Genomic DNA, 18410 nt, shown 5'->3' on the forward strand with positions numbered 1-18410 from the left:
ACCGATGCCCCGCCGGGTTCACCAAGGGTTTCGCAAGGCCTCGCGCAGAGAAGAGGAGCCTTATGGACCGCCGAATTTTCGGGATCGAGAACGAGTACGGCGTCACCTGTACGTTCCGCGGGCAGCGTCGGCTGTCCCCGGACGAGGTGGCCAGGTACCTCTTCCGCCGGGTTGTCTCCTGGGGCCGCAGTAGCAACGTCTTCCTGCGCAACGGGGCCCGGCTCTACCTGGACGTGGGCTCGCACCCCGAGTACGCCACCCCCGAGTGCGACGACGTCACCGAGCTGGTGACGCACGACAAGGCGGGCGAGCGGATCCTCGAGGGCCTGCTGGTGGACGCCGAGCGGCGGCTGCACGAGGAGGGCATCGCGGGCGACGTCTACCTGTTCAAGAACAACACCGACTCGGCCGGCAACTCCTACGGTTGCCACGAGAACTACCTGGTGGCCCGGCACGGCGAGTTCTCCCGGCTGGCCGACGTGCTGATCCCGTTCCTGGTGACCCGTCAGCTGATCTGCGGCGCTGGCAAGGTGCTGCAGACCCCGCGCGGCGCGGTCTACTGCGTCAGTCAGCGGGCCGAGCACATCTGGGAGGGCGTCAGCTCGGCGACCACCCGGTCCCGGCCGATCATCAACACCAGGGACGAGCCGCACGCGGACGCCGAGCGCTACCGCCGGCTGCACGTGATCGTCGGCGACTCCAACATGTCGGAGACCACCACCCTGCTCAAGGTCGGCGCCACCGACCTGGTGCTCCGGCTGATCGAGGCCGGCGTGGTGCTGCGCGACCTGACGCTGGAGAACCCGATCCGGGCGATCCGCGAGGTCAGCCACGACCTCACCGGCACCCACCAGGTGCGGCTCGCCAACGGGCGGGAGGCCAGCGCGCTGGACATCCAGGAGGAGTACTACTCCAAGGCGCTGGAGTTCGCCGACCGCAAGGGCATCAACACCGGCACCATCGCCCGGGTGCTCGACCTCTGGGGCCGCACCCTGGAGGCCGTCCGCACCGAGAACTTCGGCTCGGTCGCCACCGAGATCGACTGGATCATGAAGCACCAGCTGATCGAGCGGTACCGCGAGAAGCACCAGATGAGCATGTCCAACCCCCGGGTGGCCCAGATCGACCTGGCCTACCACGACATCCACCGTCGGCGCGGGCTGTTCTACCTGCTGCAGAACAAGGGCCAGGCGGCGCGGGTGACCACCGACCTGAAGACCTTCGAGGCCAAGTCGGTGCCCCCGCAGACCACCCGGGCCCGGCTGCGCGGCGACTTCATCCGCAAGGCGCAGGAGCAGCGCCGGGACTTCACCGTCGACTGGGTGCACCTCAAGCTCAACGACCAGGCGCAGCGCACGGTGCTCTGCAAGGACCCGTTCCGTTCGGTGGACGAGCGGGTGGAGAAGCTGATCGCCGGTATGTAGCACCGGGTCGTGGTGCCTCCGGGGCAGGGAGCGGATCGGGCCATACGCTGTCGGGCGAGCTTGTAGTACCTCGTACTTGACCGACAGTTAGGAATACCGTGCGTCGTATCGCCGGTCTGCTCGCCGTCCTGCCGCTCGTCCTGCTCCCCGCGTGCAGCAGCGACGGGTCGCCCTCCTCGGGGGCCTCCGCGACCTCCTCGGCCTCCGCCGCGGCGGTGCCGACCCCGGTGGCGTCGGCCTCGCCGATGCCCACCGTGGCGGGGAACTTCGGCAGCAAGGCCACCATCACCATCCCGGCCGAGCAGCCGAGCGGCCAGTTCGTGGTGAACACGGTGAGCGAGGGGGACGGCGCCACGGTCGCCAAGAACGACTGGGTCACCGTCAACTACACCGCCAAGGACTGGACCACCGGCAAGGACGTCACCAGCTCCTACGACTCCGGCAGCAAGCCGCAGCTGTACCAGGCAGGCAGCGGGCAGCTGGTGCCCGCCTTCGACCAGAGCGTGCTGGGCAGGAAGGTGGGCAGCCGGCTGCTCGTGGTGGCCCCGCCGGCCGCCGCCTTCGGCACCGAGGGCAAGGCGGACCTCGGGGTGGGGGCGGGGGACACCGTGGTCTTCGTGCTGGACGTGATGGAGAGCCTGTCGCCGGAGTCCACCATCGGCGGCGCGCTCACCCAGCCGCCGGCCGACATGCCGCAGGTCAAGGACAACGGCAAGGCCGCGCCGACCATCACGATCCCGGCCGGGCCGCCCGCGCCGCCGACCGAGCTGAAGACCTTCGTGCTGGTGAAGGGCGACGGCAAGCCGGTGCAGTCGGGGCAGACCCTGGTGGTCCAGTACACCGGGGTGCTGTGGGCCAACGGCCAGCAGTTCGACTCCTCCTGGAGCCACGGCGGGGCGCAGGCGCTGCAGGTCGGCACCGGCAGTCTGATCAAGGGCTGGGACCAGGGCCTGGTCGGCCAGACCGTGGGCAGCCGGGTCGAGCTGGTGGTCCCGCCGACCCTCGGTTACGGGGACAAGGCGCAGTCCGCCGTTCCGGCGAACTCGACCCTGGTCTTCGTGATCGACATCCTCGAGGCCGTCTGAGCCGTTCGGGCGTCCCGCCTCTTACCGCGCCCTCATCTACACCTGACATACTGTCGCGCACTGTGGCAGGTGTCCGTCAGGACCCGGTGAGGGCGCGGCGCGGCGAGATGGATGGGGAGTCATGACTGACAAGAGTGCCGGTGGCGCGAACGACGGAGCGGTGACGGACCCGGCGGCCGCCAGGCCCGGTGGGCCGCTGCCCGGCGACGGCGAGTCGATCGTCGTCCCGCCCGCCATTCTGAAGCAGTCGGCCGGCTGGGGTCAGGCCGAGGCCAGGCGGGTGGAGAGCGGCGAGTCCAAGGACGAGACCCCGCAGGTCTTCGCCTCCAACGTGCGCAAGAAGGACCTCTCGGAGGCCGGGTACGACGAGAACCCCGGCTCGGTGGGTCGGCTCGGCGTGATCCTCGGCACGGTGCTCGCGGTGCTGCTGGTCGGCAGTGGGGTGACGCTGTACGTGGTGAACAAGCCGGACAGCAAGAAGCCGGCGGCGGACGCCGCCCCGAGCAGCCCGGCGGCCCCGTCGCAGGCCGCGGTGCCGCCGATCAAGACGGACTCCAAGGTGCTGCCGACGGTCACCGGCGAGCTGGGCAAGAAGGCCACCATCGAGCTGCCCAAGGAGGCGGCCGACGGCAACTTCGTGGTCAAGACGCTGATCGAGGGCACCGGTCCGAAGGTCGACAAGGGCCACTGGGTCACCGCCGACTTCACCAGCAAGGACTGGACCACCGGCAAGGACCTGGCCAGCTCCTTCGACCAGAACAAGCCGCAGCTCTTCCAGGCCGGCGGCGGCAAGCTGATCCCGGCCCTGGACGACGCGGTGACCGGTCACAAGGCCGGCAGCCGGGTGCTGGTGATCGCCCCGCCGGCCGCCGCCTTCGGCCCGGAGGGCAACCAGCAGATGGGTGTCGGGGCCGCCGACAACCTGGTCTTCGTGATCGACATCAAGCAGACCACCGCGCCGGACGCCACCGTCAGCGGTGACGTGGCCGAGCCCGCCGAGGGCATGCCCAAGGTGAAGGACAACGGCAAGAAGCCGGCCACCATCACCCCGGTGGCCGGGGCCGCGGCGCCGACCGAGCTGAAGACCTCGGTGCTGGTCGCGGGCAAGGGCCGCAAGATCGAGTCCGGCGAGAAGGTCGTCGTCCAGTACACCGGCGCGCTGTACGCCGACGGAAAGCAGTTCGACTCCTCGCTGGAGCGCGGCCAGGCGTTCAGCTTCGTCACCGGTGGCGGCGGCGTCATCGAGGGCTGGGACAAGGCGGTCACCGGCCAGACCATCGGCAGCCGGATCGAGGTCGTCATCCCGCCGGCCCTCGGCTACGGCGACAAGGCCTCGGAGAAGATCCCGGCCAACTCGACCCTGGTCTTCGTGATCGACATTCTGGACGCGGGTGTGGGTGCGGCCGACTAGTCCCGGTCCGGTCGCGTAGCGTGTCCCTGTTACATCACCGAACGAGAAGAGCTTGTTGTGAGCCTTACGAAGCCGGAGATCGACTTCCCGGGCGGCGAGCCGCCGGCCGAGCTGCAGATCCGCGACATCGTGGTGGGTGACGGTGCCGAGGCCAAGGCCGGCGCCAACGTCCAGGTCCACTACGTGGGCGTGACGTTCTCCACCGGCGAGGAGTTCGACGCCTCCTGGAACCGCGGTCAGACGTTCAGCTTCCCGCTGGGCGGCGGCCGGGTCATCAAGGGGTGGGACGAGGGTGTCCAGGGCATGAAGGTCGGCGGTCGTCGCGAGCTGATCATCCCGCCGAACAAGGCGTACGGCGCCCAGTCGCCGAGCCCGCTGATCCCGCCGAACTCGACCCTGATCTTCGTGGTCGACCTGCTCGGCGTCTGACAGCTCGTCACCCTGGGCCGTACCCCGCGACTGCGGGGTACGGCCCTCGGCTTTCCCCGGCCGGGTCGCTACCGGTACGGTCGTCGGCGGATCAAGATGCACCCCAGTTACCGGAAAGGTCCGCGATGGCGATCGCCAAGGCAGAGCGGCTGATGAACCTCGCCCTGTGCCTGATGAACACCAGACGTCCGCTCTCCAAGAAGGAGCTCCGGGAGTCCGTCGAGGCGTACCGCGAGGCCTGGCAGCAGGGCAGCGAAGAGGCCTTCAACCGGATGTTCGAGCGGGACAAGGACGACCTGCGCGAGCTCGGCCTGGTCATCGACGTCGACGAGAACGCGCTGGACGGCGAGGTCGGCTACCTGGCCCGCCGGGACCGCAACCGGCTGCCGGAGATCGCCCTGGACGCCGAGGAGGCGGCCGCCCTGACGCTGGCCGCCCGGGTGTGGCAGCAGGCCAAGATGTCCGGCGCGGCCAGCGGGGCGCTGCAGAAGCTGCGGGCCGGCGGGATGCCGATCGCCGAGGACGGCGCGAACAGCGCGCTGGAGCCCCGGATCCCGGCCCGCGAGGCGGCCTTCGAGCCGCTGCTCACCGCCGCCCGGGACCGCCGTCCGGTCACCTTCGAGTACCGCAAGGCCGGTGCCTCCGCCGCCGAGCAGCGCGCGGTGGAGCCATGGGCGCTGGAGTGCTGGCGCGGCCACTGGTACCTGGCCGGCTGGGACCGCGACCGGGAGGCCGCCCGGGTGTTCCGGCTCAGCCGGATCACCGGCAAGGTGCGCTCCCGGGCCGGGCAGTTCACCGGCGCCGTGCCCGGGCACGTGGACGTCCGCGCGGTGGTGGCCCGGTTCGCCGGCGAGGGCGCGACCGCCAGCGCCACCGTCCGGCTGCGCCAGGGGGCGGGCTTCCCGCTCCGCACCAAGGCGCTGAAGGTCCGTGAACTGGCGGGCGGCTGGGACGAGCTGGAGATCCCGTACGGCAACGGCCTGGCCGCCGACCTGGCCGAGTTCGGCCCGGACCTGGTGGTGCTGGGGCCCGAGGAGCTGCGGGCAGACGTCATCGACCGGCTGCGCGCGGTGGCCGGCCTCGCACCGGAGGGGCAGCAGTGAGCAACGCGATCGACCAGACCCGGCGGATGCTCTCGCTGGTCACCTACCTGCGGGAGCGCCCCGGTGCCGAGGTGGCCGAGGTGGCCCGGGCGTTCGGGATCACCGAGCGGGAGCTGATCAACGACCTGAACGTGCTGCCGATGTGCGGCACCAGCTTCCGCGGCGGCGACCTGCTGGACATCGACACCGACGGCGAGCGGATCTGGTGGCACAACGTCGACGACGTGGCCCAGCCGCTGCGGCTGGCCGCCGACGAGGCGACCGCGCTGCTGGTGGCCGCCCGCGCGGTGGCCGGGCTGCCCGGACTGCGCGAGCGGGACCGGCAGGCGCTCACCCGGGCGGTCGCCAAGATCGAGGACGCGGCCGGTGACAGCGCCGAATCCAGCGCCCGGGTCGGGGTGACCTTCGAGGCCGAGGGCCAGGTCTTCGCCGACATCGACCGCGCGCTCAGCGAGGGCCGGCTGATCTGGCTGCGCTACTGGTCGCACGGGCGCGGCGGTATGACGGAGCGTCTGGTGGACCCGATCCGGCTGGTCACCGAGGGCCACACCTACCTGGAGGGCTGGTGCCGGACCTCCGAGGACCGGCGGGTCTTCCGGCTGGACCGGGTGGCCGAGATCAAGGTGCTGGACGAGCCCGCCGCGCCGCCCCGGCTGGAGCCGCGCGACCTGTCCGCCGGGCTGGTCTCGCCGGCCGCCGACGACCCCGAGGTGGTGGTCGAGGTCGGCGCCGGCGGTCGCTGGGTGGCCGAGTACTACACCCACGACGCGGCCGAGGAGCTCCCGGACGGCGGCCTGCGGATCACCCTGCGCAGCGCCGACCCGGCCGGGCTGCGCCCGCTGGCGCTGCGGCTGGGCCGGGACGGCCGGATCGTCTCGCCGGCCGAGCTGGCCGAGTCGGCCCGGGCCACCGCCCTGGCCGCGCTCGAGGGGTACCGGGACTGATCCGTGGCCGAGGGCACCAGATTCAAGGTCTACTGCTCGGACTGCCGGGCGAAGGTGGAGCTGGCGGCGGACGCCTTCCGGCTGGCGCTCGGCGCCACCCGGGAGCGGACCTTCTACAGCTTCAGCTGCCCGGCGTGCGGCGCCTCGGTGCGCAAGCCCGCGGGTGAGAACATCGTGGCGGCGCTGACCAGGGCCGGGGTCAGCACCATGCGCCTGCTGCCGGTCGAGGGATAAGGGAACAGGGGAGCCGACACCGTGCCGTGGACCATGACCGCCGCCGTCCTGCTGGCCACCGCCGGGCTGCTGGTGCTCGGCGCGCTGGCCTGCCGCCTCTGGCTGGACGTCAGATCGCTGGCCCGCGAGGTGGACGGCGCCGCCCGCGCGCTGGCCGAGGCGGCCGGCGAGTTGAAGCCTTCCTAGGACCTCGTTCCCGCTCGGTCACCCGCAGGGGCTACCATCGCCCGGAGTAGGGGAGTGCTGCCCCTGGGAGAAAGGCGGTCGCACATGCGGATCGGCACGATTCTGATCATCGTCGTCCTCGCCCTGCTGCTGTTCGGTGCGAAGCGACTGCCCGATCTGGCCCGCTCGCTCGGGAAGTCGGCGCGCATCCTCAAGGCCGAGACCAAGGCCCTGAAGGACGAGACGGTGGCCGCCGCCAAGGAGGGGGCCGCCGATCCGATCGAGGCCCCGCGGGTCATCAAGGCCGCCCCCGGCCAGACCGCACGAGTTGAGGACCGAGGTTGAGCAAGTCCGAGAAGGCCGTGAAGCCGGCCAAGGACCCCGAAGGCCGGATGGCGCTCGCCGACCACCTGCGGGAGCTCCGCAACCGGCTGGTGAAGTCGTTGGTGGGGATCATCGTGATCACCATCGTCGCGGTGATCTACCACCGGCAGATCACCGACTTCCTGATCGCGCCGCTGCCGACCTGTGGTCCGGACGGCAAGCCGATGCCGGGCGACGCCAACTGCGCGCTGGTCTCCAACATCGGTCTGATGAGCGCCTTCACGGTGGTGCTCAAGGTCGGTCTGACGACCGGTGTGGTGGTGTCGACCCCGGTCTGGCTCTACCAGCTGTGGAAGTTCGTCGCGCCCGGGCTGCACCGGAACGAGCGCCGCTACACGCTCTCCTTCCTCGGCCTCGGCACCCCGCTGTTCCTGGCGGGCGCCGCGCTGGCGTACCTGATCATGCCGATGACGGCGCAGATGCTGATCTCGCTGAGCGCCAGCGGGGTCACCTCGATCCTGCCGGTGGAGAACTACCTCGACATCATCACCAGGATGGTGCTGGTCTTCGGTCTCGGCTTCGAGTTCCCGCTGCTGCTGGTGATGCTCAACCTGGTCGGGGTGGTCTCCGGCAAGCGGCTGCTCGGCTGGTGGCGCGGGATGATCATGGCGATCACCGTCTTCGCCGCGTTCGCCACCCCGAGCGCGGACCCGCTCTCGATGCTGGGGCTGGCCGCGCCGATCATCGCGCTGTACTTCGTGGCGGTCGGGGTGTCCCTGCTGAACGACCGCCGTCGGGCCCGGCGCAACCCGGACACCGGGCTGGACGAGGACGAGGCGTCGCACCTGGACCTCTCGGTGGACCGGGTCGACTCGGTCGAGGGGATCGAGGCGTCGGCCGCCCCGGAGCTGCCGTCGGTCGTGCCGGCGGCGCGCCGCGAGCAGCTGGACGACATCACCTGACATTGTCGTCGTCGGCTTCCAGGGCCCCGGCCTGCTGGTCTTTCCAGTGGGCCGGGGCTTCTCTGTCGTGTCCACGGCCTTGGCAGCGCCACAACCATGTGACATATTACTGACGTGTCCAAGAGATCCCCCCACGATGTCCTGGTGATCGGCGCCGGTGTGGTCGGTGCCGCCTGCGCCTACTACGCCGCCCGGTCCGGCCTGACCGTCACAGTGGTCGACCGCGGCCCGGTGGCCGGCGGCACCACCGGTGCGGGCGAGGGGAACCTGCTGGTCTCCGACAAGGAGCCGGGCCCCGAGCTCGACCTCGCGCTGCTCTCCACCGGCCTCTGGCGGACCATCGCCGAGGAGCTGGGCGAGCGGCTCGAGTACGAGGCCAAGGGCGGCCTGGTGGTCGCCTCGGCCGAGGCCGGGATGACCGCGCTGCGGGCCTTCGCGGCCGAGCAGGCCAAGGCCGGGGTGGTCTCCGCCGAGATCCCCGGCGACCGGCTGGCCGAGCTGGAGCCGCACCTGGCCCCCGGCCTGGCCGGTGGCTTCCACTACGTCCAGGACGCCCAGGTCCAGCCCGCACTGGCAGCCGCTCACCTGCTGCGGGCTTCCGGGGCGTCGATCCGGCTCGGTGAGACCGTCACCGCGATCCGCACCGGTCCGTCCGGTGAGGTGCTCGGTGTCACCACCGACCGGGGCCGGATCGACGCCCCCGCCGTGATCAACGCGGCCGGCACCTGGGGCGGTGAACTCGCCGGGCTGGCCGGGGTGGCCCTGCCGGTGCTGCCCCGCCGGGGCTTCGTGCTGGTCACCGAACCGCTGCCGAGGATCGTCCGGCACAAGGTCTACGCCGCCGACTACGTGGCCGACGTGGCCAGCGGCTCGGCCGCCCTGCAGACCTCCGCCGTGGTGGAGGGCACCCCCGCCGGGCCGGTGCTGATCGGCGCCAGTCGGGAGCGGGTCGGCTTCGACCGGACGCTCTCGGTGGAGGTGCTCCACCGGTTGGCGGCCAACGCCGCCGCCCTCTTCCCGGTGCTGCGCACCGTCGCGGTGCAGCGCGCCTACCGGGGCTTCCGCCCCTATCTGCCGGACCACCTGCCCGCGATCGGCGCCGACCCCCGGGTGCCCGGCCTCTACCATGCCTGCGGCCACGAGGGCGCGGGCATCGGCCTGGCCCCCGCGACCGGCCTGCTGATCGCCCGTCAGCTCACCGGCGAGCGCCCCGAGCTCGACCTCACCCCGTTCCGCGCCGACCGCTTCGACGGAACCGCCGCGTGATCGTCAGGGGCCTGTCCGACGATTCCCGTCGGGTCCGGCCCGCCCGGCACGCACGCTCGCCGCACGGCCGAAACACCCAAGTAGCTCCGCTACGAGGGCGTCCCGGCCACACGCCGATCGCACGCACCGAACGACCCGGCCTGATCCGACGCGAATCGTCGGACAGGCCCCGACCCAGCAGAGGAAGCAGCATGCGCCGAACCCCCGCCGAACTGGTCGGCGCACGGCCCGAGCCCGGCCACACCATCGAGTTCGACGGCCGCCCGATCCCGGCGCTGCCCGGCCAGAGCATCGCCGCCGCGCTGTGGGCGGAGGGCATCCTGGCCTGGCGCACCACCCGGGTGAACAGCCGCCCGCGCGGCGCCTTCTGCGGGATCGGCGCCTGCTACGACTGCCTGGCCACCGTCGACGGCCGGGCCAACCAGCGCACCTGCCTGCTGCCCGCCGAGCCCGGCACCACCGTCACCACCCAGGAGGGCCACGGCCGTGCCGACCTCGCCGTCTGACGCCCCGACCCCGTACGACCTCGCGGTGATCGGGGCCGGCCCGGCCGGGCTGGCCGCCGCCGTCACCGCCGCCGAACTCGGCCTGCGCTGCGTCCTGCTGGACGCGGGCCCGCGCCCGGGCGGCCAGTACTACCGCCACCCCGCCCCCGGTCTGGGCGCCGCCCACCCGGAGCGGCTGCACCACGGCTGGTCCGCCTTCACCGGGCTGACCGCCCGGCTGGCCGCCGGTTCGGTCACCCATCTGACGGAGCACCACGTCTGGACCGCCGAACGGGGCGAGACCTGGCGGCTGCACGCCACCGTCGGCGCCGGGGCGACCGGCAGCGCGGTGGTCGAGGCGACGGCCGTGCTGCTGGCCACCGGTGCGTACGAGCGCCAACTGCCCTTCCCCGGCTGGACGCTGCCCGGGGTGGTGACCGCCGGCGGTGCGCAGGCGATGTTGAAGGCGGGCCTGGTGCTGCCCGGCCGCCGGATCGTGGTCGCGGGCAGCGGTCCGCTGCTGCTGGCCGCCGCCTCCTCGCTGGTCGCCGCCGGGGCGAGCGTCCCGGCGGTGGTCGAGGCTGGCAACTACCTCGGCTACGCCCGGGGGCTCGGTACGCTCGCCGCCAACCCCGGCAAGCTGGTCGAGGGGGCCGGGCACGGCGCGAACCTGCTGCGTGGCAAGGTGCGGTTGCGGCGCTCCAGCGCGGTGGTCGAGGCGCACGGCACCGACCGGGTGACCGGGGTGACGGTGGCCAGGCTGGACGCCGACTGGCGCCCGGTGCCCGGCACCGAGCGACGGATCGACTGCGACGCGGTGGCGGTCGGCCACGGCCTGCTGCCGCAGATCGAACTGGCCACCGAGCTGGGGGCGGAGACCGTGCTGACAGCCGACCGGACGGTCGCGCTGAAGGTCGACGCGGGGCTGCGCACCACACTGCCCGGGCTCTGGGCGGCGGGCGAGACCTGCGGCGTCGGCGGGGCCGACCTGGCCATCGCCGAGGGCGAGTTGGCGGCCCGGGTGATCGCCGGGGCACCGGTGCCGACCGCGCTGCGCCGCCGCCGGGACCGCCGTCGGGCGTTCGCCGGACTGATGGCCGCCGCGCACCGCCCCGGTCCGGGCTGGACGGACTGGCTCCGTCCGGACACCGACGTCTGCCGCTGCGAGGAAGTCCCGGTCTCCGCCGTCCGGGAGGCGGTCGAGGAGCTCGGCGCCGCCGACCCACGGACCGTCAAACTCCTCACCCGGGCCGGGATGGGCTGGTGTCAGGGCCGGATGTGCGGGCCCGCGGTCGCCTGCCTGTCCGGCAGCACCGAGCTGCGCCCGGACTCCCGGCCGCTCTCCTGCCCCGTCCCGCTGGCCCAGCTGGCCGACGGCTCCTAGTGCCACCCTGTCGGGGGAAGTCCTGACCCCGGGGGCGCGGCCCGTCCGCTGCGCCCCCTTGTGTCCGCTCTTCCCATCTAATAAAATGTCACACCTCACATCCCAAGGAGTAGTCCACGTGTCCGCAACGCACGAGCCCACCCGTCCCTGGCGCGGCATCATGGTCGCCACCACGCTCCCGCTGCGCGCCGACCTCTCCGTCGACTACGACGCGTACGGCGAGCACGTCCAGTGGCTGATCGCCAACGGCTGCGACGGCGTCGTCCCCAACGGCTCGCTCGGCGAGTACCAGACCCTCACCGCCGAGGAGCGGGCGCGGGTCGTCACCACCGCGGTCGAGGCCGCCGGTGACGGCTCCCGGGTGATGCCCGGCGTCGCGGCCTACGGCAGCGCCGAGTCCCGCCGCTGGACCGAGCAGGCCGCCGAGGCCGGCGCCGGCTCCGTCCTGCTGCTGCCGCCGAACGCCTACCGCGCCGACCACGCCGCCGTCCGCGCGCACTACGCCGACGTGGCCCAGGTCGGCCTGCCGATCGTCGCCTACAACAACCCGATCGACACCAAGGTCGACCTGGTCCCCGAGCTGCTCGCCCAGCTGCACGCCGACGGCTCGATCGTGGCCGTCAAGGAGTTCAGCGGCGACGTCCGCCGGGCGTACGAGATCGCCGAGCTGGCCCCCGGTCTCGACCTGCTGATCGGCGCCGACGACGTGCTGCTGGAGCTGGCCCTGGCCGGCGCGGTGGGCTGGATCGCCGGGTACCCGAACGCGCTCCCCGAGTCCAGCGCCAAGCTCTTCCACGCCGCCGTCTCCGGCGACCTGGAGACCGCGGTGCCGCTGTACCGGTCGCTGCACTCGCTGCTGCGCTGGGACTCCAAGACCGAGTTCGTCCAGGCCATCAAGCTCTCGATGGACATCGCCGGCCGCCCGGGCGGCCCGGTCCGCCCGCCGCGCTTCCCGCTCTCCCCGGAGATCGAGTCGGCCGTCCGGTCCGCGACCGAGAAGGCCATCGCCGACGGTCTGATCTGACCGCGCGTCACACCTGACACGCCAGTGGCCGGCTGCGGGGGCAGCCGGCCCTCCCACCGAGGGGACCGAATCCATGCGCAGCCGTCACGTCTTCCACGCCGTCGACTCGCACACCGAGGGCATGCCGACCCGGGTGATCACCGGCGGGTTCGGCGTCATTCCGGGCGCCACCATGGCCGAGCGCCGGGTGCACTTCCAGGAGCACCTGGACCACTTCCGCACCCTGCTGATGTACGAGCCGCGCGGCCACGCGGCGATGAGCGGCGCGATCCTCCAGCCGCCGACCCGGCCAGACGCCGACTTCGGCGTGCTCTACATCGAGGTCTCGGGACTGCTGCCGATGTGCGGCCACGGCACCATCGGGGTCGCCACCGTCCTGGTGGAGACCGGCATGGTCGACGTGGTGGAGCCGGTCACCACGGTCCGGCTGGACACCCCCGCCGGCCTGGTGATCGCCGACGTGCACGTCCAGGACGGCGCGGCCAAGGCCGTGACGATCCGCAACGTGCCCTCCTACTCGGTGGCGCTGGACCAGAAGATCGAGGTCCCCGGCTACGGCGCGGTGAGCTACGACCTGGCGTACGGCGGCAACTTCTACGCGATCCTGCCGCTGGCCGAGTTCGGGATCCCGTTCGAGCGGGAGCGCAAGCAGGAGATCCTGGACGCCGGGCTGGCCCTGATGGACGCCATCAACACGGCCGACCGACCGGTCCACCCGGAGGACCCGTCCATCCACAGCTGCCACCACGTGCAGCTGCTCGCCCCCGGCTCGACCGCCGCCCACTCCCGGCACGCGATGGCCATCCACCCCGGCTGGTTCGACCGCTCGCCGTGCGGCACCGGCACCTCGGCCCGGATGGCCCAGCTGCATGCCCGGGGCGAACTCCCGCTCCACCAGGACTTCCTGAACGAGTCCTTCATCGGCACCTCGTTCACCGGCCGCCTGGTCGAGGAGACCACCGTGGCCGGCCGTCCGGCGGTCGTCCCGACCGTCACCGGTCGCGCCTGGGTCACCGGCACGGCGCAGTACTTCCTCGACCCGTCCGACCCGTTCCCCGCAGGCTTCCTGCTTTAGGCGCATGCTGCGCCACCAGGGGCCCGGGGCTCTGCCGATGTGCGGCTCCGCCGCGTGGGCGGCGCCGACCTCAGGAGCGTCGCACCTGTGTGGGCGGGCAGGCACTTTCGCGGTGACCCCGCGCCAGATCTCCTCGCAGTTCCCCGAGCCCCTGGGTAGTGCAAGTACATGAAAGGTTTCCCAGTGAGCGTCAGCTCGTACAACCCCGCCGATCCCAGCGACCTCGTGATCGAGGTCGAAGCCGCCGGAGGGGCCGGGACCACGGCCGCCGTCGAGCGGGCCCGCGCCGCCCAGGCCGGGTGGCTGGCCCTCGGGGCCGGCGGCCGCTCCGCCGCGCTGGGCCGCGCCGCCGACGCAGTCGAGTCGCATGCCGACGAACTCGCCACCCTGATCGTCCGCGAGGTCGGCAAGCCGCACGCCGAGGCCCGCGGCGAGGTGGCCCGTACGGTGGCGATCTGGCGCTACTACGCGCAGGCGCCCTACGCCGCGTCAGGTGCCGTGCACGAGCCCGCCGCCGGGCCGGGCCTGCTGCTGACCCGCCGTCGCCCGTACGGGGTGGCCGGGCTGATCACGCCGTGGAACTTCCCGCTCGCCATCCCGACCTGGAAGGCCGCCCCGGCCCTCGCGGTCGGCAACACCGTGGTGCTCAAGCCGGCCCCCGAGGGCACCGCCTGCGCGCTCCGGCTGGCCGAGCTCGCGGGCCTGCCCGAGGGCGTGCTGACCGTGCTGCCGGGCGGCGGCGAGGAGGGGGCGGCGCTGGTCGCGGCCGCCGACGTGGTGTCGTTCACCGGCTCCACCGCCGTCGGCCGGGCCGTGGTCGCCGCGACCACCGAGCGCGGCATCCCGGTGCAGGCCGAGATGGGCGGTCTGAACGCCGCCATCGTGCTGCCGGACGCCGACATCGCCCAGGCCGCCGCCCACCTGGCCGCCGCGATCGCCGGCTACGCGGGGCAGAAGTGCACCGCCACCAGCCGGGTGATCGCCGTCGGCGACGCGTACGAGCCGCTGGCCGCCGCGCTCGCCAAGGCGCTGGCCGCGATCGCCGAGCCGACCGCGCTGACCGAGGTCTGCGGCCCGGTGATCAACGAGCCCGCGCTGGACCGCCTGACCGAGGCCGTGGACACCGCCGTCGCCGCCGGCGCCACCGCGCTCGCGGGCGGCAGCCGGATCGAGCGGGACGGCTGGTTCCTCGAACCGACCCTGCTGGAGGAGGTCCCGGCCGGACACCCGCTGCGCACCGAGGAGTTCTTCGGCCCGGTGGCCGTGCTGCTGCGCGCCGCCGACCTGGACGAGGCGATCGCGGTGGCCAACGACACCCGGCACAGCCTCTCCACCTCGGTGCACACCCGGGACCTGGACACCGCGCTGGCGGTGGCCGACCGGCTCGACGCGGGCATGGTCCGGGTGAACGCGCCGTCCAGCGGCGTGGACTTCCACGTCCCGTTCAGCGGTGCCAAGGGCGCCGGCTACGGGCCGCGCGAGCAGGGGCAGGCCGTGCTCGACTTCTACACCGCCGAGCGGACCGTCACCCTGCTGCCGGCCGGATCACCGCGATGAGTGCGCTGACGCCGGTCCACACGGTCGACTACCACACGGCCGGCGAGCCGTTCCGGATCGTCACCGCCGGGCTGCCGCCGATCCCCGGCGACACCGTCGCCGAGCGCCGCGCCATCGCGCTGGGCGCGGGCGGCACCGCGACCGCCCCGCGCCCCAGCGCGCTGGACGACATCCGCCGCCTGCTCACCCGCGAGCCGCGCGGGCACGCCGGGATGTACGGCGGCTTCGTGGTCCCGGCCGACGACAGCGAGGCGCACCTCGGGGTGCTGTTCTGGCACAAGGACGGCTACTCCACCGCCTGCGGTCACGGCACCATCGCGCTCGGCGCCTGGGCGGTCGACTCCGGCCTGGTGGCCGCCCCGGCGGACGGCACCGTACGGGTCCGGATCGACGTACCGTCAGGCCGGGTGAGCGCCGCCGTGCACCGCACCGGCGGCCGGACCACCGCGGTCACCTTCCGGAACGTGCCCACCGCCGTCACCGCCCGCAAGCTCGCGGTGGCCACCTCGCGCGGGACGGTCGCGGTCGACCTGGCGCACTCCGGCGCCTGCTACGCCTCGGTCCGGGCGGCCGACCTCGGGCTGACCGTCGACACCGCCTCGCTGCCCGAACTCACCGCCGTGGGGCGGGAGATCAGGGCCGCGCTGGCCGACGAGCCGGCCACCCGGCACCCGTCCGACCCGCTGCTCTCCGGCGTCTACGGGGTGATCCTCCACGAGGAGCTGCCGGACACCCCGGCGGGCCCGAACCAGCGCAACGTCACCGTCTTCGCGGACGGTCAGATCGACCGCTCGCCGTGCGGCTCCGGCAGCTCGGCCCGGCTGGCCCTGCTGGCCGACGAGGGCCGTCTGACGCCGGGTGAGGAACTGCGGCACGAGTCGGTCATCGGTAGCGTGTTCACCGGGCGGCTCGCCGCGGAGCACCGCGACGGATGGATCACCGAGGTCACCGGCACCGCCCACCGCACCGGCGAGCACCGCTTCCTGCTCGACCCGGCCGACTCTCTCGGGACGGGGTTCCTGCTCTGATGACCATCGCCCAGCTGCCGCTCACCCTCACCCCCGGTCAGGCCGTCGACGCGCTGGCCGCCGTGCTGCTCAAGGGTCTCGACCCGGAGGAGTGCCCGGCCCGCAGCAACATCCCCGTCCCGGCGGGCGAGCTGCTGCTGATGCCGGCCGCCGACACCGCGTACGCGGGGGTGAAGATCGCGGGGGTGGTCCCGGCCAACGCGGCCCGGGGCCTGCCCCGGATCACCGGCAGCTACCTGCTGCTGGACGGGCCGACCCTGCAGCCGCTCGCGCTGCTGGACGGCATCGCGCTCACCTCGCTGCGCACCCCGGCGGTCACCGCGCTGGCCCTGCGCCTGCTGGCGGTGCCGGACGCCGCGCACCTGGTGCTGTTCGGCTCGGGACCGCAGGCGTACGCGCACCTGGACGCGCTGCTGGCGATCCGTCCGCTGACCCGGGTCACCGTGGTCGGCCGGTCGCCCGAGCCGGTCGCCGCGCTGGTGGCGTACGCCCGGGGGCTCGGGCTCGACGCGGCGGCGGGTGGTGCCGGCGCGGTGGCCGAGGCCGACCTGGTGGTCTGCTGCACCACGGCGCGGGAGCCGCTGTTCGACGGCGCGCTGGTGCCGGACCACGCGGCGGTGGCGGCGGTCGGCTCGCACGAGCCGACCGCCCGTGAGGTGGACACGGCGCTGGTGGACCGGGCGGCGCTGTACGTGGAGGCGCGTTCGGTCGCACTCCGGGAGGCGGGCGACCTGCTGATCCCTGGTGTGGCCGGATCCAGGCTTGCTAACCTGTCAGAACTGGTCAACGGCAAGGCAGTTGTTCCCACGGATCGCCCGCGCTTCTTCAAGAGCGTCGGGATGGCCTGGCAGGACCTCGCGGTGGCGGCGGCACAGTACGAGTCGGGCAATGCTGCCTGAATTGTTTTACAAATCAACGTAACGTGACATTGTACAATGGTGTCCTGCTAAGCCACCCGGAGGAACACCATGGCGGACCTCAAGCCCCGCGCCCTCATCTCCGTCCAGGAGCGCCTGCGCGACCAGGTCGCCCACGCCCTGCGGGCCGCCCTGATCTCCGGCGAGCTCCGCCCCGGGGTCGTCTACTCGGCGCCCGCGCTGGCCGCCGACTTCGGCGTCTCCGCCACTCCCGTCCGGGAGGCGATGCTCGACCTGGCCCGTGAGGGCCTGGTCGAGGCGGTCCGCAACAAGGGCTTCCGGGTCACCGAGCTGACCGAGCGCGACCTCGACGACTACACCGAGATCCGCGCCCTGATCGAGGTCCCCACCATCGGCCGGGTCACCCGCACCGCCGACCGGGAGCAGCTCGAGGCGCTCCGCCCCGAGGCGCACGCCATCGTCGCGGCCGCCCGGAAGCACGACCTGATCGCCTACCTGGAGGCGGACCGTCAGTTCCACCTCTCGCTGCTCGGCCTGGCCGGCAACGCCCGCCTGGTCGAGGTGGTCGGCGACCTGCGCAAGCGCTCCCGCCTGTACGGCCTGAACCGCCTGGACCAGCGCGGCGAGCTGGTCTCCTCGGCCGAGGAGCACCTCACCCTGCTCGACCTGATGATCGCCGGCAACGCCGAGGCCGCCGAGACCTGCATGGCCGAACACCTCGGCCACGTCCGCTCGCTCTGGGCAGCCGGGGTGGAGGCCGCGGCGGCCGAGCAGCAGCCGGCACTGCGCCTCGGGGCGCGCTGACGGCCCGTCGGGCGCAACCGCCCGCCCCCCTGCAGCGTCTGCGCAGGTGATCATCGGCCGGATTCCCGGCCGGGGCCTGCAGGGGGACAGATGAACGAGATACAGGACGGCAGAGCCGGGCACACCCTGGAGCCCTGCCCGAGCTGCGGCCTGACGGACGAGGTCAAGGGCGTCCCAGCCGTCTACCTGGCCGGGCGCGACCGCATCCTGGTCCCGTACCGGGACAGTGAGGGCACGTCGACCACGGTGACCCGGACGGTCACCACGGCCGTCTCGGATGCGCTGGCGCCCGCGCCGGAGACCCCGGAGCCGAAGGCCACCGGGCCCGGCTGCCTCGGTGCCCTGGCCCTGCTGGTGGCCGTCGGTACGTTCATCGGCGGAGCCGCCGGCGGGCACTGGTTCTCCGACGACCCCACCCCGGCCACCGGCTTCGGCTACACCGGCCGGTCGGCTCCGGCGTCCGACTCCGACCTGGCATTCCTCGGCTGGATCTCCGGTTTTGCCCTGCTCGCGGCGGTGCTGCTGCTGGCCCTGGCCTGGCGCCAGAAGGCGGCCTTCCGCAACCGCCTGGCCGGCCGCCCCGTCGCCGAGGAGCTCTGGACCCGGGCCTGGTACTGCGCCCGCTGCGGCACGGCCCACTTCCCTGCCACCCCGGACGAACCCGCGCAAGCCCTCACCCTCCAGGAGTTCCGCCGCCGCATCTGGCAGACCGGCGGCTACGGCGAACTCGCCGCCGGCCACCCGGTGTCCTGACGCGTTTCCCGTTCGGGTGAATCGCCCGGCGCGAGGTCGCGTCGGGCGGCGGCGTTCTACGATGTTGCTCTCGAC

The 18410-nt window shown here is 73.0% G+C and carries 20 protein-coding genes; all 20 read left to right on the plus strand.

Going from position 1 to position 18410, the window contains the following annotated elements; translation table 11 throughout:
- Positions 1 to 62: 62 nt before the first annotated feature.
- The gene (gene pafA / locus OHV05_RS29300) at positions 63 to 1424 is read left to right on the plus strand and encodes a Pup--protein ligase (protein ID WP_403031852.1); all 1362 of its coding nucleotides are present in this window, start codon (positions 63 to 65) and stop codon (positions 1422 to 1424) included.
- Positions 1425 to 1522: 98 nt separating this feature from the next.
- Positions 1523 to 2509, plus strand: a complete 987-nt coding sequence (locus OHV05_RS29305; RefSeq protein WP_405020352.1) for an FKBP-type peptidyl-prolyl cis-trans isomerase — start codon at positions 1523 to 1525, stop codon at positions 2507 to 2509.
- A gap of 121 nt (positions 2510 to 2630) precedes the next feature.
- On the plus strand, positions 2631 to 3920 hold the full coding sequence (locus tag OHV05_RS29310; RefSeq protein ID WP_403031846.1) for an FKBP-type peptidyl-prolyl cis-trans isomerase: 1290 nt from the start codon (positions 2631 to 2633) through the stop codon (positions 3918 to 3920).
- Positions 3921 to 3977: 57 nt separating this feature from the next.
- Complete coding sequence (locus OHV05_RS29315; protein WP_403031843.1) at positions 3978 to 4349, plus strand: FKBP-type peptidyl-prolyl cis-trans isomerase; 372 nt, start codon at positions 3978 to 3980, stop codon at positions 4347 to 4349.
- Between the two features lie 125 nt (positions 4350 to 4474).
- Complete coding sequence (locus tag OHV05_RS29320) at positions 4475 to 5452, plus strand: helix-turn-helix transcriptional regulator (protein WP_403031840.1); 978 nt, start codon at positions 4475 to 4477, stop codon at positions 5450 to 5452.
- A 26-nt stretch (positions 5453 to 5478) separates the two neighbouring features.
- Positions 5479 to 6396, plus strand: coding sequence for a helix-turn-helix transcriptional regulator (locus tag OHV05_RS29325; protein WP_403032727.1), 918 nt, complete (start codon positions 5479 to 5481; stop codon positions 6394 to 6396).
- Positions 6397 to 6399: 3 nt separating this feature from the next.
- Positions 6400 to 6630: a hypothetical protein gene (locus OHV05_RS29330; RefSeq protein WP_403031837.1), complete on the plus strand. Its 231-nt coding sequence runs from the start codon at positions 6400 to 6402 to the stop codon at positions 6628 to 6630.
- A gap of 21 nt (positions 6631 to 6651) precedes the next feature.
- Entirely contained in the window at positions 6652 to 6816 is a 165-nt protein-coding gene (locus OHV05_RS29335) for a hypothetical protein (RefSeq protein WP_405020353.1), read from the plus strand.
- Positions 6817 to 6900: 84 nt separating this feature from the next.
- Positions 6901 to 7140, plus strand: coding sequence for a Sec-independent protein translocase subunit TatA (gene tatA / locus OHV05_RS29340; RefSeq protein WP_405020354.1), 240 nt, complete (start codon positions 6901 to 6903; stop codon positions 7138 to 7140).
- A gap of 47 nt (positions 7141 to 7187) precedes the next feature.
- Positions 7188 to 8081 (plus strand): twin-arginine translocase subunit TatC, encoded by an 894-nt coding sequence (gene tatC, locus OHV05_RS29345; RefSeq protein ID WP_405021572.1) that lies wholly within the window; start codon positions 7188 to 7190, stop codon positions 8079 to 8081.
- 114 nt (positions 8082 to 8195) lie between these two features.
- Positions 8196 to 9347: an NAD(P)/FAD-dependent oxidoreductase gene (locus OHV05_RS29350; RefSeq protein WP_405020355.1), complete on the plus strand. Its 1152-nt coding sequence runs from the start codon at positions 8196 to 8198 to the stop codon at positions 9345 to 9347.
- 191 nt (positions 9348 to 9538) lie between these two features.
- Complete coding sequence (locus tag OHV05_RS29355) at positions 9539 to 9853, plus strand: (2Fe-2S)-binding protein (protein WP_405020356.1); 315 nt, start codon at positions 9539 to 9541, stop codon at positions 9851 to 9853.
- Positions 9834 to 11216, plus strand: coding sequence for an FAD-dependent oxidoreductase (locus tag OHV05_RS29360; RefSeq protein WP_405020357.1), 1383 nt, complete (start codon positions 9834 to 9836; stop codon positions 11214 to 11216). The genes OHV05_RS29355 and OHV05_RS29360 overlap by 20 nt, the downstream gene beginning before the upstream one ends.
- 160 nt (positions 11217 to 11376) lie before the next feature.
- Complete coding sequence (locus OHV05_RS29365; RefSeq protein WP_403032721.1) at positions 11377 to 12240, plus strand: dihydrodipicolinate synthase family protein; 864 nt, start codon at positions 11377 to 11379, stop codon at positions 12238 to 12240.
- 73 nt (positions 12241 to 12313) lie between these two features.
- Positions 12314 to 13315, plus strand: a complete 1002-nt coding sequence (locus OHV05_RS29370; protein ID WP_405020358.1) for a proline racemase family protein — start codon at positions 12314 to 12316, stop codon at positions 13313 to 13315.
- A gap of 168 nt (positions 13316 to 13483) precedes the next feature.
- Positions 13484 to 14872, plus strand: a complete 1389-nt coding sequence (locus tag OHV05_RS29375; RefSeq protein ID WP_405020359.1) for an aldehyde dehydrogenase family protein — start codon at positions 13484 to 13486, stop codon at positions 14870 to 14872.
- Complete coding sequence (locus tag OHV05_RS29380; RefSeq protein ID WP_405020360.1) at positions 14869 to 15900, plus strand: proline racemase family protein; 1032 nt, start codon at positions 14869 to 14871, stop codon at positions 15898 to 15900. Before OHV05_RS29375 ends, OHV05_RS29380 begins: the two co-directional genes overlap by 4 nt.
- Positions 15900 to 16799 carry an ornithine cyclodeaminase family protein gene (locus OHV05_RS29385; protein ID WP_403031816.1) on the plus strand — a complete coding sequence of 300 codons (900 nt, stop codon included), beginning with the start codon at positions 15900 to 15902 and terminating at the stop codon, positions 16797 to 16799. Before OHV05_RS29380 ends, OHV05_RS29385 begins: the two co-directional genes overlap by 1 nt.
- Positions 16800 to 16868: 69 nt before the next feature.
- Positions 16869 to 17582, plus strand: a complete 714-nt coding sequence (locus OHV05_RS29390; RefSeq protein ID WP_405020361.1) for a GntR family transcriptional regulator — start codon at positions 16869 to 16871, stop codon at positions 17580 to 17582.
- A 90-nt stretch (positions 17583 to 17672) separates the two neighbouring features.
- Positions 17673 to 18335, plus strand: coding sequence for a hypothetical protein (locus OHV05_RS29395; protein ID WP_405020362.1), 663 nt, complete (start codon positions 17673 to 17675; stop codon positions 18333 to 18335).
- Positions 18336 to 18410: the final 75 nt, after the last annotated feature.

Source organism: Kitasatospora sp. NBC_00070 (assembly GCF_045041205.1).
Taxonomy (GTDB): domain Bacteria; phylum Actinomycetota; class Actinomycetes; order Streptomycetales; family Streptomycetaceae; genus Kitasatospora.

Coding starts and splice junctions, on each gene's coding strand:
- pafA (WP_403031852.1), top strand. CDS start 63: ATGGACCGCCGAATTTTCGGGATCGAGAACGAGTACGGCGTCACCTGT.
- OHV05_RS29310 (WP_403031846.1), top strand. CDS start 2,631: ATGACTGACAAGAGTGCCGGTGGCGCGAACGACGGAGCGGTGACGGAC.
- OHV05_RS29320 (WP_403031840.1), top strand. CDS start 4,475: ATGGCGATCGCCAAGGCAGAGCGGCTGATGAACCTCGCCCTGTGCCTG.
- OHV05_RS29325 (WP_403032727.1), top strand. CDS start 5,479: ATGCTCTCGCTGGTCACCTACCTGCGGGAGCGCCCCGGTGCCGAGGTG.
- tatA (WP_405020354.1), top strand. CDS start 6,901: ATGCGGATCGGCACGATTCTGATCATCGTCGTCCTCGCCCTGCTGCTG.
- tatC (WP_405021572.1), top strand. CDS start 7,188: ATGGCGCTCGCCGACCACCTGCGGGAGCTCCGCAACCGGCTGGTGAAG.
- OHV05_RS29355 (WP_405020356.1), top strand. CDS start 9,539: ATGCGCCGAACCCCCGCCGAACTGGTCGGCGCACGGCCCGAGCCCGGC.
- OHV05_RS29365 (WP_403032721.1), top strand. CDS start 11,377: ATGGTCGCCACCACGCTCCCGCTGCGCGCCGACCTCTCCGTCGACTAC.
- OHV05_RS29370 (WP_405020358.1), top strand. CDS start 12,314: ATGCGCAGCCGTCACGTCTTCCACGCCGTCGACTCGCACACCGAGGGC.
- OHV05_RS29375 (WP_405020359.1), top strand. CDS start 13,484: ATGAAAGGTTTCCCAGTGAGCGTCAGCTCGTACAACCCCGCCGATCCC.
- OHV05_RS29380 (WP_405020360.1), top strand. CDS start 14,869: ATGAGTGCGCTGACGCCGGTCCACACGGTCGACTACCACACGGCCGGC.
- OHV05_RS29385 (WP_403031816.1), top strand. CDS start 15,900: ATGACCATCGCCCAGCTGCCGCTCACCCTCACCCCCGGTCAGGCCGTC.
- OHV05_RS29390 (WP_405020361.1), top strand. CDS start 16,869: ATGGCGGACCTCAAGCCCCGCGCCCTCATCTCCGTCCAGGAGCGCCTG.
- OHV05_RS29395 (WP_405020362.1), top strand. CDS start 17,673: ATGAACGAGATACAGGACGGCAGAGCCGGGCACACCCTGGAGCCCTGC.